Source organism: Yoonia maritima (assembly GCF_043641945.1).
Lineage (GTDB): Bacteria > Pseudomonadota > Alphaproteobacteria > Rhodobacterales > Rhodobacteraceae > Yoonia > Yoonia maritima_B.
On sequence record NZ_JBHZRX010000009.1, the window covers coordinates 1 to 16,185 of the forward strand.

The following is a 16,185-nucleotide window of genomic DNA, read 5'->3' on the forward strand; positions in this document are numbered from 1 at the left end:
AAGCGGCTGTGGCCTCGGCATGACTTTTTCTCGCCTGAACTATGGGTCGAAGACGATAACATCTTGGTTGATCGTTCGTGTTTCGAAGGTCCTGATCTCTGGGCCGATCCAAAGATAAAGTTCGTGTTTTTTATGAGTGATCGATTGGGCCAAGCGCAGATTAAGGCGCGTATGAAAAATGCGTTTAAGCTCGTTCGGTGCCGTGTTAGTTAGCTTCCCTTCGAAAGTAATAGCAGCACAAACAGCGCAACTGATCGGGTTTGCGCGGTGAACTTGCAAACTAACGCATTCTGACGCACACCGAGGCAGTTTTCCGTATACGCACTCGTTCGCAAGAAGCCGTCATTTGAGCAGAGCGCAGCATTTGTCAAAATGGGCTCACTGCCGCCATCAGATCGGTCGCAGCATTTTGCCAATTGGGTCCCGCCACCCCCTTTTAAGAACGGCCCATAGCCGCCGTTGACCATGTCTTCCAGATGCTGCGGTGCGGCCTGCCAGACCAGCCATTCGCTGCAAATGCGAAATCAGGTGATCCGCGAATTCACACAATGCGGGGGTGGTTTCAACTGATCGCTGCAACACGTGCTTCAAATTTCTTAGCAGCGGTTCGGTATTGCAAGGTCTTTCTAGGTCGCTCGTCAAGCTGGCGGGCGACGGCGCTGAGTTTGGCTTGGCTAAAGCCTGATATATCAGTGCCTTTGACCTATACATTTTCCCGGGCGGCAAAGAGCTCAAGCAATACCGCCGTGCCTATAAAACGCCGCGAACGGGCGCAAACAACGATGAGACGTTGCGTTATTGCGCGCGCAAAGCAGACTGTGGCGCGTGTGCCCTAACTGTCTGTGATGCTGACTCTAGCATTCAGACTGCTGTGGTGCACAAGTTGAACGATACCGCCAGCTTTCAAGACCGTACAATCCGGGCTCAGCTTGGGCTTGCAGGAAATCCCAAAGACTTGCCTCTCTTCCAAATGGCGATCGATCCTCCCGATCAAACCTACACCTACGAATAGTGGCGTAATCCTTCTGCACTTTCGCCTATCCTTTCCGCACGCTCGTGCGGACTAGGAATCGCGTTATTCCTTAGATGTCGTGAATCGGATTGGAGATGGACCATGGCACGGTTTCAAACCGTACGCCGAATTCGGCTTGAGGCTATCTATATCTTCACAGACCTCCACTTAAGCCGTGGAGCACCACCCTAACCCAAAACGCGATACAATTGACCGATTTGCCACTTGTGCGTGCATAAAGTCGGACCTAAACTGAAAATCAAGAATAGCTACTGAAGGCACTAGCTGGCACTATGGCAACGACATTCTCTCTGTTCTATCTTGGCATAGCGCCAGAAATCGACTCCGTCGAAGGCAATCTGACGTCCGAGAATCACAATGCGCTGAACGGATTAGTGTTTGGCGGGCCCAGCGACATCATTTCGGGCAACCTCCAGACGTTGTCACCTGATGCGACCAACTCCTACACTGGAGGTGTGAATGCGGACGCGTATGGGGCCGAAAATCTAATAGAGAACGAGACGTTTTCGATCGATGGCGGTGCGCTCCAAACGCATGACACGACGATGCTCTATAACAGCACGGTGATCCAATACACGGATGGATCGACCGCGACAGTCGATGCGATCGTAATGCAAGACACGGACGGAAGCCTGTATCTGCTGCCACCGACAACCGGCCCCAACGCCTATTCGGACGCGCTAGAGGCAAAGCCGATCGAGTCGGTAACACTTGGCACTGCGGCACCCTCTGGCGGAACCGATACCTACGGCATGACCGCTGATCGTTACGTTCTGGACTTCAATTACGTTGATACCGACGGCGATGGGATCATCGATTCCGAAGATATCGATGATGACGGCGATGGAATCCTCGACATTGATGAGGGTGCGAGCACCACAGTACCGACGACAATCACAATCATCTTTGACGCCGATGAAAGGGCTGATGGCGACAATACAAGATGGGAATTGCGTGATCCAAGTGGGACCGTAATCGCAAGTGACACGACAATTGCCAACAATGTGATCGAAATTACGGACGTTCCGGTGAACGGGGTGGGTGATTATACCTTCACCGTCAATGATAATGGCGGTTTCTTATCCTTTGGCAACGGGCTTAACGGCAGCGACCCCGCCAGCTATGTCGTCCAAGTTGACGGAGTAACCGTTGTCGACTCAGGGCCGAACCCAAATTTCGGCGGCTCAACGAGCCATACCTTTTCGGTTGCTGAAGTCGTAACCGAAGTCGACACAGACGGTGATGGTATCGCTGACCATCTTGACCTCGATAGTGATAATGACGGCATCACGGACAACGTCGAGGCGCAGACCACCGCAGGATATGTGGCACCTACTGGTATTGACAGTGACGGTGATGGGCTCGACGATGCCTATGAGACTGGCGGACTTACTCCGGTGGATACTGACGCCGATGGCACCGCGGACTTTCTGGATACTGACAGCGACAACGATGGCATCAGCGATACTGACGAGGCTGGCCATAGTGTAACACAGGCCGCTATCGATGCATCTGCCGATACGGATGGCGACGGTATCAAGGATGTCGTGGATGACGTGGTTGGTTTCGACGCTAACGACGCCGATATCGACGGCGCGGGAAACTTTACGCTGGCTGATAGCGATTTTGACACCGCACCAGATGGCAGCAACGCCGCGCCAACCACCACCGACCTTGACTATCGCGACACAGCAAGCGCGTTCGACAAGGACGGGGATGGCATCGTCAACAGCGCGGATCTCGATTCCGACAACGACGGGATATTAGACACGGACGAGGGCTTTAGCAGCGGTCAGGTCTATTGGGATCACAATGACGGCAGCGGGACGTCGTACCTCGCCAACACTAACGGAGATGCGGCTTCGATCCTCAACTCGACAAGCTCCATTTCGTTTGGTTCAGGATTCGTGGCACCGACCAGTTCTTGGGAACATATCCTTCAGGGCGCCGACGCGAACACTCTCGCCGAAGCGGTCGCGTTGGATGAGTATGTCGAGGTCTCTTTCACACTTACCCAAGATGCATATCTGACCGAAATTCAGCACGGTATCGTTCCACTGGATTGGGGTGGCACAGCCGCAGGCAGCTATAATGTCGCAGTGAGCGCGTCTGACGATGGCTTTATTTCTTCGACCACAATTTACGATGATGGGTATCAGCCCACCCCACCGAACGGGTCATATGGGATCAGCATCGAGTCCATCGAACCCTTCGAAATGGTGGCTGGTCAGCAATACACTTTGCGTTTCTATCTGTTCGACGAACAGAACAGTTATTCGCCCGACAACACGCTCGCTTTTGATGATCTGTTCCTTACATTGGAGACGAAGCCGGATTCCGACGGTGACGGTATCGCCGATTACTTGGATCTGGACAGCGACAATGACGGGATCACCGACAACGTCGAGGCGCAGACAACAGCGGGCTATATTGAGCCCACCGGGATTGATTCTGACGGTGATGGGCTCGACGATGCCTATGAAACTGGCGGACTTGCTCCGGTAGACACTGACGGTGATGGGACCGCTGATTTTCTGGATACCGACAGCGACAACGATGGCATCAGCGATACAGACGAGGCCGGCCATGGTGTTACGCAGGCTGCCATCGATGCCTCTGCCGATACCGATGGCGACGGTATAAAGGATGTTGTGGACGATGTGGTTGGTTACGACGCTAACGACGCCGACATCGACGCATCGGGCAATTTCACGCTGGCCGACACCGACAATGACACCGCCCCCGATGGCGCCGGCGCGGTGCCCTTGATCAGCGATCTTGATTTCCGCGATACAATTTGTTTTTCGCGTGGCACACAGATTATGACCGATCGAGGCGAAGTTGCGGTAGAGGACCTGTCGGAAGGCGACTTGGTTCTGACGGCAGATAACGGCTACCAGCAGCTACGATGGATCGGCAGCCAGAAGGTGTCGGGAAGCCGTCTTGAAGACGAACCAAACCTGCGCCCTATTCGAATCCGCAAAGGTGCCTTGGGGAATAACACGCCGTCCTGCGACCTCGTCGTATCACCCCAGCACCGCGTACTCGTACGCTCCAAGATCGCCCGCAGAATGTTCCACGCTTCCGAGATATTGGTAGCCGCCAAGTTCCTTCAGTCTGTCGACGGCGTGTCCGAAATCACAGATTGCGACGGCGTGGAATACTTCCATCTCTTGTTCGAGCGCCATGAAGTAATCTGGTCAAACGGGGCATGGACGGAGAGTCTCTTCACTGGTCCACAGGCCTTGAAATCGGTCGGAGCGGAAGCGCGCGCGGAAATCATGGCGCTCTTCCCAGAACTTATTGAACGCAATTACGAGGCTCAGCCTTGCCGCCAATTGGTCTCTGGTCGCAGGGGGCGCAAATTGGCGTTTCGGCACGAAAAGAACCAGGTCGCATTGGTTGAACATGCTTAAAGTCGAGCTTGTTGTATGGCTGCTCGGCAGCCTCAAGCGTGAACGAGGAAGACAGGTGATGCGCAGCAACGGCAGCTCACACGTCGGATCCTGAACTGCCGATTATGATCCTTAAACAATTTGTAGTGCTAAACGTCCGCTTTTGCACGACTTAGCTAAAGTTTCGCGTCCGCAGCGAATGACCGCAACCCGCCCTTGGTGTCGATCGACATGAACGGCCCGAAGCGGACCTTCGCGGATTGGCCTAACGCTGCGATGCAGCTTCCACAAACCAAACATTCACGCCATGTGTAGCAATTCTAATCCTCGAGGTTAGTTATGCGGACAAAGATGCCGTCGACACTTTTGGTTTGAAGGGCCGCTATCCTCGCCTTTCGCCAGCCGCAAAAAACGCCAACGAGAATAAGAACATCACTGTGGTCTGCATACGTGACACCATGGTGGTAAAACATAGGACTGGGCCAACTAGGTCACACATTTGGTTGTCGAGACACTACTTCAAAACGGCGGGGAACCCATCCGACCCAGCCAAAAAGTCCAGAAAACTTCTTACCTTGGCAGGCAGATAACTACGATCAGCGTAAATGGCCTGAATATGCAATTTCGGCCATGCTACGTTTGGCAACACGGCTTCAAGTCGATCGTCTTTCACGTCGTCTTGGGCGGCCCAGTTCGGAAGCATCGCAAAGCCCATTCCGGCTACCGCTGCTTGATGAAGAATGCTTTCGTTGGAGCTTACCAAAATTGGCCTGAGTTTGACATCAATCCCGTCTTCGCCGCCAAACTTGAGCCGCCCGTCCGCGGCAACTTGAGAATACGCAAGCATCGGGGCGTTGTTCAGATCTTCCGGAGTTCTGGGGCGGCCAAAGCGGTCTAAAAAGGAAGGGGCTGCCACGAGCTGAAACGTAACCTCCGCCAGTTTTCGCGCGATCAGCCCGTCGTCCAATTTGAACGCAACGCGCAATGCTAGATCAATACCTTCTTCTACCATGTTAATCTTGCGGCCACTTAGGTCGATATCAAAGGTTACATGCGGATTTTGCTGATGGTAGGTGGTCAGAATTTTCGCAAAGGCCGGATTAGACATCCAAACAGGTAGCGACATTCTGAGCGTACCGCGCGGCGAAAGGCTGTCTGTGGTCAATTGCGCTTCAGCTTCGGTCAGCCCGTCAAGCAAAGGGCGGATTGTTTGCAAATACTGCGCGCCAGCCTCGGTCAGGCTAACGTTCCTGCTATTGCGATTGAGCAAACGCGCACCGACGCGAGTCTCTACATGTTTGACGTGTTTGCTGGTCATCGCAGGGGAGATATTTAGGCGCTCTGCAACGGCCGAGAAGTTTTTGTGCTCTGCAACCTCTACAAAAACACGCAAGCTCAGAAGTGTGTCCATCATCAACTCATAGTAAATGTTGCTTCAATAAATAAACTGATGATGCCGAAATGGGAAATCTTTATTCATGTCCTCATCACAATACGCTTCAACAGCAGATTTATGAAAGAGAACGACATGACAACGATTGACACAAACCCCGTACAATCCAGCAAGGGCTGGAATATTGGCCTCTGGGTCGTCCAAGCCCTGTTGGCTGCGATGTTCCTGATGGCCGGCGCAACAAAGCTGATGTCCGGATCGGCCGAATTGGTTGCGATGGGGATGGGCTGGGCCGAGAACGCCCCCCTCCTTTTGATCAAGTTTATCGGTCTGGGCGAGGTCGCGGGCGCACTTGGCCTTATCCTTCCAGCTGCCACCCGCATTATGCCACAACTGACGAAACTAGCTGCTGTAGGCCTGTGTGTTGTTATGGTTCTGGCTGCCGGTGTGCATATCTTTCGCGGTGAATTCGAAGTCGTTCCAGTGAACGCCGTTTTGTTCGCACTGGCCGCTTTGGTGGTTTGGGGACGCGCGAACAAGGCACCAATTGCTCCACGCGGTTAGTCCATCACGGCTCGCGCTCTGGTGCCTCTTGCCAGAGCGCGTTATTACTCAAAAGGTTGCTTTCGATGCTACATACCCCCCTCCTTGCCAACACTGGCCACCCTACGCAAATTGACCGCCTGTCTTGGGGCATGGTGGAACTCCAGGTGACAGACCTTGATCGTTCGGTCGCTTTCTGGACCTCGGCCTTGGGGCTGGTCAAACGCGAACTTGCATCTCCCGGCATCGCACTTGGTACGAAAGATCGCACACTGATCGTCCTTCGTCCCGGTGCAAACACCCCTGTCGCCGCGCCTTATACGGGCATGTACCACGTCGCGATTGGTGTCCGCAGCCAGGCGGAATTCTCGCGCCTGCTGACCCGCTTGATCCACTTGAATGTTCAAGTAGGGCCGACGGATCACTTGATGGCGAAATCGCTATACTTCCACGATCCCGACGGTTTGGAGATTGAGATTACATATGAGACACCAGAACGGTTTAGCCATTTTGGAGATATGTCTAAGGGCCTGACTTTGTTCGATGTTGACGGTAACCGGCATTCTGGCCGCGGACTGCTTGATGTGAGTGTTGAACTTGCCTTTGCAGCAGGGGCGGACCCTATGGCCCCTTTGGCCGGTGACACCTACCTTGCGCATTTGCACTTTAAGGTCGCAGCACTCGAGTCCGCTTTGGATTGGTTCGAGACCCTTGGTTTTGAGCGTCACCTGACGCTGGATAACTGGGGTTTTGCCGATATGGGAGCAGGCCAACCCAATACGCACCGGTTGGCAATGAATATCTGGGCTGGGCCAAATCGCCCGCCTAGGCCGCAAAATATGGCTGGATTGGTGCACTACGAGCTGATCTCCAACGTGGACGTCGTCGCCTCCTCTCACCTGCGCCAAGACGGCGATGTCTTTCGCGGCACCGACCCCACAGGTGTCAACGTTACTTTGCGTATAAGTAGATAGGACCACCTAATGCCCCCACAACCTCAATCTTACCGCCCCGCTCAGATCATTTTGCACTGGGTCGTTTTTGCGGCCATCTGGGTGCAGTGGCTTTTTAACGAGCCCATAAAACGCACCATTCACGCAATGCAGATCGGTACCACACCGGCCGGAAATGACATGACGATGGCCTGGGTACATGTGGGATTTGGATCAACGATCTTTCTCGCTGTGTTGGCAAGGCTGTACCTGCGCTACCGCTATGGCACGCCCGGTCACGCCCCCGGCACACCCCCGATGCAGGCCAAGATCGCAACAACTGTTCACTGGGCGCTTTACGGCGCGCTGATCGGTATGGTGATCACGGGCGGGATGACATGGAACGGCGTTGCTGATTTGGGTTACGCGCACCGGCTTTTGAATATGGTGCTCTTTGGTTTGATCACGACACATGCTGCCGCCGCCTTGTTCAACCAGTTCGTGCGCAAAGATGGCACGCTACGGCGGATGATCGTGTCGCGCAAAATCTAACCAAAACGGGGTCCGTCACGATGGCGTGCCCACCATTTGTCAAAGGAAACGAAGATGACGAAGACAATCCTCCTTTACGGCGGTTCTGGCCGCACGGGAACATTTGTGATGCAACAGGCCTTGGCCGCAGGACACAGCGTGCGCGCCTTGGTTCGCAATCCGGCCGTAATATCGCAAACCGACGCCAAACTGACGCTTATCAAAGGCACGCCTGAAGATGCCGATGACGTGGCCGAGGCGATGCAGGGCTGCGACGTGGTTATCAGCACGCTGAATAATGCGCGCGCCTCGGATTCCCCGTTTTCCAAGCTGGTGAACCGGGACTCGCTGTTGAAAGATATCATTGATGTCACTATCGCCGCGATGCACGATCAAGGCCTGCGCCGCATCGTGTCATTGGGGGCCGCAGGGGCGAACGAAAGCTATGACACCGCACCATTATTGATGCGGATGCTCATCAAGTGGTCCCATTTGGGCCATGCCTACCGCGATCACGAAATGGTCGAGGATGCGCTCGCCGCGTCTGGACTGGATTGGACAGTGGGCCGCGCGATGATGCTGGGAAAAAAGGAAGGCACGGCCCCAGTCATCGAAAGCTATGTGGTGGGCGGAGCCAACCAACCTAAGCCCGTGATGCAGATCTCACGAACCTCCGTGGCGCAGTGGCTTATCGAAGCCTTGGATCGCGCAGACCTTCATGGCAAAGCACCGATGATCTCGCAAAAATAAGTCTGGCCCGCCGCGATAGAACTGCGCGGCGGGTTCGTATCACTACGACAAACACCACGCGGCCATTTTCAACTAGTTCGTGCGCAAGGACAGCACGCTGGCACGCATGTTCTCCGCGCTCAAGATGTGAGAATACCGCCCGAGCCGCGGCGAAAACTCATGGCTCAGGCGTATGTTTATAAAAGCACATATGACGGGACAAAAAATGCAACGTTTCTTCGCAGCGACCTCACCTTAGCTCACATGGGCAGTGCTTGCCTCCCCCGGGGTCATGATGACTTTCACCGCGTTGACATCCGATGATCCGCGGGTTTTCCACCAGCTCGTGCACCCGTCCGGTGAAACCTCCGCACGGTTGTTGGTCGTGCTGATGATGGCAACCCCCTTTGGCGCTGCTGCTCAAGGGATGGCGGGGGCCGCAATGGTTGAAACGCAATCGCCGCTATTTGGGCGTCGCCTCATTTGGCTATGCGTTGCTGCACACGGTGTTCTACCTGCTGGATAAGGCGTCACTGACCACTGTTGTTGATGAATTGCCGCGCCTTTACATTTGGACTGGCTGGGTGGCGTTTATCATCTTCATACCGCTGGCACTGACATCAGTGGATTACTTCGTGCGAAAAATGGGCACATGGTGGAAGTGGCTGCAACGCTGGACCTATGCCGCAGCCGTGTTTACACTGGTACATTGGGCCGCTTTGCATGATTGGAACGGAGCAGCACCCGCCCTGGTTGTCACTTTGCCCCTCCCTGATCGCGCTTGAGGCCTACCGTGTTTGGTACTGGTATCTGCGGCCACGGCACATAGTGGCATAGCGACTGCATCGACGTCCTAGATCAATATATCAAGGAGAGCGAAGGGGGTTAACCCGCAAGCGACGCTTTCCTCGTCTACTGTTGCGGTCATCAATACGGGATGTAATTGCAAAGCCGAATGTCGCTCGCCGCGGTTCGCAGCCATTCGTACGAGCCGCAGCATCGGTCAAATTAGGGCTCGAAGCCGACCTTCGCCGCACTTGCGAATGTCGTTCGGCGCAAAGTCAGCATGTCGATGTCGGCTATGCGGGGGCGGTTTCAACGGGTGAGCGCAACACTTTAATCTTTTTGGAAAGATGGAGTGTGAGAGATGAAATATCGGACGCGGACGTTTTACACGGACAAACAGAAGTCTGAGATGTGGGATCGGTGGCAGCGCGGGGATTCGATGAGTTCGATTGGGCGGCATTTCAATCGCGCATCGTCTTCAATCTTCCCGCATTTGAAACAGTTCGGCGGGATACGGCCCGCTGCCCGTAAGAGGTCGCGATTTGCTTTGAGCCTGACGGAGCGGGAGGAGATATCTCGCGGCTTGGTTTCAGAGCGGTCGTTGCGGTCTATCGCCAAGAGCCTGAACCGGTCGCCTTCAACGATCAGCCGAGAGGTTCGCAGGAATGGCGGGCGTCAGGCTTACCGCGCGGCGCGCTCGGATCAGCGGGCTTGGGACTGCGCAACGCGTCCCAAATCATATAAACTCTCGTTCAATGATCCATTGTGCCACCTGATTGCACGCAAGCTGCGTCGGAAATGGTCGCCGCAGCAGATTGCTGGTTGGCTCAAGCGGAAACATCCCGACGAGGAGCAGCATCGCGTGTCCCACGAGACGATCTATCGCAGCCTTTATGTGCAGACGCGTGGGGTCTTAAAGAAGGAATTGCAGGAGTGTTTGCGCAGCCCGCGTGCCATCAGGCGGTCACGGCACGCAACTTAGAAAGGGTTGAAGCTGCGCAAGATCAAGAACGCCATCCCGATCAGCGAACGGCCGCCCGAGATCGAAGATCGCGCCGTGCCGGGGCACTGGGAGGGCGACCTGATCGTGGGGGCTAACAACAGCTACATCGCGACGCTGGTAGAACGCCATTCCCGGTTCGTGATGTTGGCCAAAGTCGAGAACAAGGACACCCAAAGTGTTATCACGGCCCTGATCAAGCAGGCCCGCAAGTTGACCAAAGCACTGTATCGGTCACTAACATGGGACCGTGGTTCTGAGATGGCCGGACATGTGGCGTTTACCATGGCGACAAAGATCGACGTCTATTTTTGTGATCCGCAGTCACCTTGGCAACGCGGGAGCAACGAAAATACCAACCGGTTGCTTCGCCAATACTTCCCGAAAGGCACCGATATATCAGGCTTCAGCCAAGCCAAACTCAGCGCTGTCGCTCGCCAGCTCAACGAACGGCCTAGAAAGACCTTGCAATACCAAACCCCAGCAGAGAAATTTGACGCCTGTGTTGCTGCGATCAGTTAAAATTACAGGGACGAAGTTGCCGTTCGCCCCAGCTGCACCAATGGCCGCTTTTGAACGAACGGCTAAAGGTCGACTGCAATTCTGACCGTTCAACAAAAGGTCATTTTTGGACGACGCTGAAATTCGCTCCACTAATGCCCAATAAACAAACGGTATCTTTCAATTGTTGGACCCGTCGCAGACCGTAAGCTTTGCAAGTAAGCCTCTCTATTTTCCGTCCATTCATCACATAATTGCTTAAGTCTGACGCTGTCTTCGCGGAATTGACACCACTTGTCTGCTTGGGGTCCAACAATTTCGAAAAACATTCGTTCATAAAAGTTCTGACAAGATGATACGTAATCCGAAAGATAATATCGCCTTTGTGCTCCCCTTCTTGAAATGACTTTGACCGTTGCATTCTGATCCATCATTTCATCGGCCATTGCGCAGTCACTACTTTTTCGACCTACTTCCAGCCACTGTCTGATCGACCAACCTGGGTCCAACATTGTGTTCGATAGCACCGGGGGCGCAGATGGATCGTTCAAATTATGCTGAAGAGCATGTCTTTTTTAGTTGGTTTGCGCTCTTCGAGCTTCTCCCCTTGCGTCCATCCAAGCATACCAGCCCAAGAGCAATATGAGAATGACGCCACTTTTTATTATAGAACGCACAAATTTCGGCATCGAAGGCTGTCTCGTTTTGAAAGTTGAATTATAATCCAGATTGGTCTTGAGTGTTGGCCACACCAAGTCCTTAATTCACTAATCACACAGGGTGTTTCGTCTCTCTTGTCGATACATTCACCTGCATACCGAAACTGAGAACGCAGATTTACTACCGCACAAGCAACCTGTGTGATCAGGGGTCGAGTTGAGATAAAGGTATATATGCGTTTGCAGGATCCACGGCATCAGGAGAAAACTGATTGCATGTCGACACAACGGACGCTTTTGTTTGATCGACCGGCAGACCAGTTTCAATACCAGTTAGGGCCATGCTCAGCATAATATGACCGGCACTTCCTGGTTCGAATGACGAATACTCCATAACTTCTCTTGTCTGACCGATTGGATCAGACATATGGTCCGAGACCATTACTTCATAAATCCCATACGCATTCTCGACATTTCCCCCCCACAGATCGCATATTATTTTTTGCGCTTCTTCATCCGTTAGCGCAGCTACAGGTCCTGCAAATAATATCGCCATAGTTAGATAGATGGATTTGGTTTTAAAAAACTGCATGCGGTGAGGGACTTTCTGGTTGTTTGTACGATGACGAAATGCAGCGGCACCACAAATATTGCAGGGATAAGACTTGCACGGAATCCGGCGCCGATGCAAATCGGGGTTATCCCGCCAGTTTTCCTGATCCGGACATTCGCTGCGAGACATCAATTAGGCAATGTGGGCTCACTCCGGCCATTCGCTGCACCGAACGCAAAGGTCGGCTGTGCGGGACGAAGGGTGAATTCGCTGCGATTGCGAAAGAGGCTGCTTTCGTGCGCTTTGTGATAGAGCCGTCTGCGTTTCCTGTGACGGTGGTAAAGTTCCAAGCCCTCGTCGCCCCATAAGACATCGGTCGGCGTGATTTGAGCGATTTCTAGAAAGGCCGAATTGACGGGTCCAGTACGGTACTGGGAGGACGCCGCGCGCCTGTGGGGATCAGCGGCGCCAGGATGCACCCGGGCTGACGGGAACGGCGTTCCGCCAGGCGCTCAAACCCTTGCAGCGCCGACAGATCCGTTCTCCAAAGCCTTCACTCCAGAAAACAACATCGCATCTCAGACAAGGACGCTCTTGTGGTACGTCGCCAAAGGCCCTCCTGCGGGCGATGTCCGAAAATGCTACGTCGACCGAGGTTTTGTTCGTGATCATGTCAAATCCGCGCTGACTTTCGTGCGCATAGCCGACGTCGCGGTCGGTCGTGGAGGCATGCCCTCGTTTTCAGCAGCATGGATTGACGCCGTTTCACATGCACCTAGACGCGCCAGGTTCCGGTCCAGGACATCACTGTCAGACTGCGGCATTCGGTGCCCCGAATAGAGATGCCGCATATGTGCTGCAGAGACCCCGTCGGCCTCCATCACGAGGCGCACCATCGGATCAGCCAGCATTTCCTCAAGGAAGACGTCGGACAACGCTCTGCTTGTCAGCTTGTCCCTGGCGCGGGCATAGTCCAGATCGGCAAGGGAAACGGTCAGAGACCGTGTAAGCCCCGGATGCGATGTCCGGGGATGAAGTTTCACCATGACGGAGGCTTTCCAGGCTGCGGGATCCTGTTGACCCGGGGGTGAAACCAATTCCGTTTCGATCTCGTACTCTCCCGCCGGAAGCGTCTCGTTGAAGCCTGGAACGGTGAACGGGCGGGAAAAAACCGCAACGGTCTTGTTCGTCAATTCTTCCATGAGTGTGGTCCTTTCCCTTGTTGCTGCGGGTGGTCCGCGCGCCCGCTTAGAATGGGGCGCGTGGCCGGTGCAAATCTCAAGATGTCTTGGATTTCGCTGGTGCTTCCTTGCCAACGGCCTTGGACTCGTTCTCTTTGGCAGGGGTCTTCGCAGGCTTCGGCTTCATTGCGGCCGCAGCCCTGGCTGTCAGGTCCTTGAAGGACATATCATCGATCCTTTGATTGGCTGGTGCCAACATCGTCTTGTATCTTTGTTGTGACGGTCGGCTAGTAATAAAAGTAGCAACTTTGGTCCCGGGTTAAGTCCTCGTTGTTCAATGGCCCAAGTGGTGGCTCGATGGCTCATTTTTAGACTCCCTTCAAAATCTTAATATTAGGTTTAAGTTGTTGATATGAATGTCATGCGTGGGTTAGCTACGTTCGGAAAATAGCTAGTCCAGTTCTTGAGGCTTTAGACTGTTCCCGCGATGGTATTGAGCTAGTTTCTTATGGCTGTACTGCTTCGTTGATCTCGACGCCGAAATGGCGAACATAGTTACACCGGTGTAAGAGATCGTTGTGTATTAGCGAGAATGCAAAAAGCTCCGTTGAAGTAGTCAGCCAAAACACCCAAACCATTCCAACTAAGTGGATAATGGCCGGCTCAGCCCTCAGAACCCTCAGTGGTCGCTGCTAATTGTCCCGTCGTGTTTCCATGCGAGACAACGCCTCAAGAACTTCCGATTGTTTGAAACGGGAAAGCCGACCTGGTTTAATCGGTTTTGGCAGCGAGCCGTCTTCGATCCGACGATAGATCGAACTCCTGCCCAATTTTAGATAGGCCATCAACTCCGACAATTTCAGGTAATTTTCACTCATCTTTAGTGCTCCATAGTGCTTCTGATGGAGGCAAGATAATTCAGAAGAGTGCGACATATAGCGGGTTATGTCACACTTTTGTGCCGGTAATACAAACGGCAGTTAGATGTCACTGACCATTTGGGGTTTTCTTTGTTCAAATGCCTTGCGGCTGCCGCTATCGTTTTGCCTTCCGTAACAAGCTGGCGCATGCGCTTTATACGATCCCCACTGCTGTCATTCGGGGGGCGACCTCCTCGTACGCCACCTCTGCTCACTTCAGATCCAACATGAACATCATCATAGAAACGTTTACGCATTTCCATTTCTTGTAACGTTCTCCCCAAGCGAACACTAAATGCTATTAAGTGATCGATACTTGATTGATCTGAAGTATCATCCTTGATTTTTTCTTGCAGCTCCTCGATGTCTCTGACGCTAGCTGAAGCACGATCAATAAATGCCATTTCAGATAGTAGTTCTTTCTGTGGGTCTTGGTGTTTTGAGCCTGTTTTGGCAGCGCTACGTTTAACCGTGTCAAGAAAACTCTTGATATCTTCCAGGTTAACTGGCGACAGTGATCTGCGGGACGACTGTACAAGTACATTTGCCAAACCTTCTTGATCGTATGGGCCATACGGTGGGATTATGATTGTTGTCGTCCCAATGCGAGACATCTTGTCTTGTTGGGTTTTGCTTTCGACTTGCTTAGGTGTTCGTTGTGTCATGAACTGATCGATTTGAGCGCTTGTATGCCGTCACTGGAGATATGAGTCGCCCATCTTTCCATGAGCACGCGGCGTTGTTCGAGAAAGTCGGTACGGCGATATGAACGCTCAACTTGAGAACCGATTACGTGAGCTAATGCCGCTTCTGCGACCTCACGAGACACATCTGTCGCTTCTGCAGCCCATGTTCGGAAACTGGATCTGAATCCGTGAGGGCGGGCTTGCAGTGCTCGTGCCCGCATTAGCTTGGACATTGTTGAATCAGAAATGACACCTCGTTTAGTGCCGGGGAAAAGGTAACCGTCTCTTGCGTGGAGTTTTGCCTCATCGACTACCGATTGGGCCAGTTTTGACAGGGGAACACGGTGCTCTTTTCCTGACTTCATCCTGTGAGCGGGAATAACCCAAATGTCGCCATCTAACTCATTGATGTGCATTTCGCGCGCTTCAGTCGACCTAACAGCGGTCAAAATGACAAGCCGCAAGCAAAGGTTCGTTACTGTGGCAACCGATAAGGTTTGATAGAACTCCGGTACATCTTGCCACGGCATTGCAGGGACGTTGTTGGATACTTGCCGCGATTTGCCGAGCAGGGCAGCGGCTTTCGTTGTCGCTTGAAGGTCAACATCCAATCCCATTGCCGCGCCGTGCTTGATGACAATGCCAAGCCGGCGCATAGCTTTTCTGGCAGTCTCCCCCTTTGTGTGCCAGATTGGTGCCAGCGTGTTCTTAATGTCTAGCTGGTCGATCTCTTCGATTGGGACTTGTCCCAATTTAGGTAAGACATGCAGTTCTAACGGAGAAAACCAACGACTGTTTTTACCATCGTTTTTCAGTTCGGCTTTACGTGCTTCGAAGGCAGCCTCTGCGACGGCTTGCAGCGTGTTGTCTGAGCGTGCAGCTTGCCGTTTAAGTCTTTCGCGCTCCTTAATGGGGTCCTTGCCGGTGCGGGCAACTGAGCGCCATTCTCTCGCGGAGATGCGTGCTTCTTTTAGGTCAACTTCTGGATATGCGCCTAGGCCAATCTCACGACGGCGGCCATGAATTGTAACACGCAAAAACCACTGTGCGCCGCCATCATTCCTCCGGTGGAACAAAAGATTGTTTCCGTCTGAATACTTGCCACTGGGTAAGTTGCGTAGTTGCATTGCCGTCAACTTATTATGTGCCGCCATCGTCCACCTCACAATCCACCTTTAAGGGCTGGATATCATGAGACTGCGTTGGACACTATGGTTTGGATAGGGTCGTTTTATGGTAGGCTTTGTCTATATTTACAGGCGCCTTAGACGTGACTTGAAGCGTACAGGGGCATGTTTCCAAAGCTGGCCGCGGGCACCACTTAAATCAGCATTGGTGACTAG

14 protein-coding genes and 2 pseudogenes are annotated in these 16,185 nt (G+C 53.3%); 8 read left to right on the forward strand and 8 right to left on the reverse strand.

Annotated features, from left to right (window positions below; genetic code table 11):
• On the forward strand, window positions 1-213 hold a 213-nt coding region (locus ACHUEV_RS16335; protein ID WP_394181758.1), incomplete at its 5' end, for a hypothetical protein.
• Window positions 214-562: 349 nt separating this feature from the next.
• On the opposite strand, the pseudogene ACHUEV_RS16340 reads toward ACHUEV_RS16335, so the two are convergent.
• A pseudogene (locus ACHUEV_RS16340) lies at window positions 563-700 on the reverse strand (IS30 family transposase); the annotation flags it as partial.
• Window positions 701-1,305: 605 nt separating this feature from the next.
• On the opposite strand from ACHUEV_RS16340, the gene ACHUEV_RS16345 reads away from it, so the two are divergent.
• Window positions 1,306-4,449 (forward strand): Hint domain-containing protein, encoded by a 3,144-nt coding sequence (locus tag ACHUEV_RS16345; protein ID WP_394181760.1) that lies wholly within the window; start codon window positions 1,306-1,308, stop codon window positions 4,447-4,449.
• Window positions 4,450-4,942: 493 nt separating this feature from the next.
• On the opposite strand, the gene ACHUEV_RS16350 is transcribed toward ACHUEV_RS16345, so the two are convergent.
• The gene (locus ACHUEV_RS16350) at window positions 4,943-5,839 is read right to left on the reverse strand and encodes a LysR family transcriptional regulator (RefSeq protein WP_394181762.1); all 897 of its coding nucleotides are present in this window, start codon (window positions 5,837-5,839) and stop codon (window positions 4,943-4,945) included.
• Between the two features lie 117 nt (window positions 5,840-5,956).
• On the opposite strand from ACHUEV_RS16350, the gene ACHUEV_RS16355 reads away from it, so the two are divergent.
• The 6 genes and pseudogenes from ACHUEV_RS16355 (at window position 5,957) to ACHUEV_RS16380 (ending at window position 10,864) form a co-directional block, all read left to right on the forward strand.
• Window positions 5,957-6,385, forward strand: a complete 429-nt coding sequence (locus ACHUEV_RS16355) for a DoxX family protein (protein ID WP_394181764.1) — start codon at window positions 5,957-5,959, stop codon at window positions 6,383-6,385.
• Between the two features lie 65 nt (window positions 6,386-6,450).
• Entirely contained in the window at window positions 6,451-7,338 is an 888-nt protein-coding gene (locus ACHUEV_RS16360) for a VOC family protein (RefSeq protein ID WP_394181766.1), read from the forward strand.
• A 9-nt stretch (window positions 7,339-7,347) separates the two neighbouring features.
• The gene (locus ACHUEV_RS16365; RefSeq protein ID WP_394181768.1) at window positions 7,348-7,848 is read left to right on the forward strand and encodes a cytochrome b; all 501 of its coding nucleotides are present in this window, start codon (window positions 7,348-7,350) and stop codon (window positions 7,846-7,848) included.
• A gap of 54 nt (window positions 7,849-7,902) precedes the next feature.
• Window positions 7,903-8,577 carry an NAD(P)-dependent oxidoreductase gene (locus ACHUEV_RS16370; RefSeq protein WP_394181770.1) on the forward strand — a complete coding sequence of 225 codons (675 nt, stop codon included), beginning with the start codon at window positions 7,903-7,905 and terminating at the stop codon, window positions 8,575-8,577.
• 386 nt (window positions 8,578-8,963) lie between these two features.
• Entirely contained in the window at window positions 8,964-9,341 is a 378-nt protein-coding gene (locus ACHUEV_RS16375) for a ferric reductase-like transmembrane domain-containing protein (RefSeq protein ID WP_394181772.1), read from the forward strand.
• A 362-nt stretch (window positions 9,342-9,703) separates the two neighbouring features.
• Window positions 9,704-10,864 (forward strand): annotated as a pseudogene (locus ACHUEV_RS16380) (IS30 family transposase).
• An 843-nt stretch (window positions 10,865-11,707) separates the two neighbouring features.
• Here the strand turns inward: ACHUEV_RS16380 and ACHUEV_RS16385 are convergent.
• The 6 genes from ACHUEV_RS16385 to ACHUEV_RS16410 all read right to left on the reverse strand — a co-directional run bounded on the left by ACHUEV_RS16385 (window position 11,708) and on the right by ACHUEV_RS16410 (window position 15,996).
• Window positions 11,708-12,094: a hypothetical protein gene (locus ACHUEV_RS16385; RefSeq protein WP_394181774.1), complete on the reverse strand. Its 387-nt coding sequence runs from the start codon at window positions 12,092-12,094 to the stop codon at window positions 11,708-11,710.
• Window positions 12,095-12,723: 629 nt separating this feature from the next.
• Window positions 12,724-13,257 (reverse strand): hypothetical protein, encoded by a 534-nt coding sequence (locus tag ACHUEV_RS16390; RefSeq protein ID WP_394181776.1) that lies wholly within the window; start codon window positions 13,255-13,257, stop codon window positions 12,724-12,726.
• A 76-nt stretch (window positions 13,258-13,333) separates the two neighbouring features.
• The gene (locus ACHUEV_RS16395; protein ID WP_394181778.1) at window positions 13,334-13,462 is read right to left on the reverse strand and encodes a hypothetical protein; all 129 of its coding nucleotides are present in this window, start codon (window positions 13,460-13,462) and stop codon (window positions 13,334-13,336) included.
• Window positions 13,463-13,928: 466 nt separating this feature from the next.
• Entirely contained in the window at window positions 13,929-14,171 is a 243-nt protein-coding gene (locus tag ACHUEV_RS16400) for a helix-turn-helix transcriptional regulator (protein ID WP_394181779.1), read from the reverse strand.
• Between the two features lie 8 nt (window positions 14,172-14,179).
• A complete protein-coding gene (locus tag ACHUEV_RS16405; RefSeq protein ID WP_394181781.1) occupies window positions 14,180-14,821 on the reverse strand; it encodes a hypothetical protein in 642 nt (213 codons plus the stop codon).
• Window positions 14,818-15,996 (reverse strand): tyrosine-type recombinase/integrase, encoded by a 1,179-nt coding sequence (locus ACHUEV_RS16410; protein WP_394181783.1) that lies wholly within the window; start codon window positions 15,994-15,996, stop codon window positions 14,818-14,820. The genes ACHUEV_RS16405 and ACHUEV_RS16410 overlap by 4 nt, the downstream gene beginning before the upstream one ends.
• Window positions 15,997-16,185 lie beyond the last annotated feature (189 nt).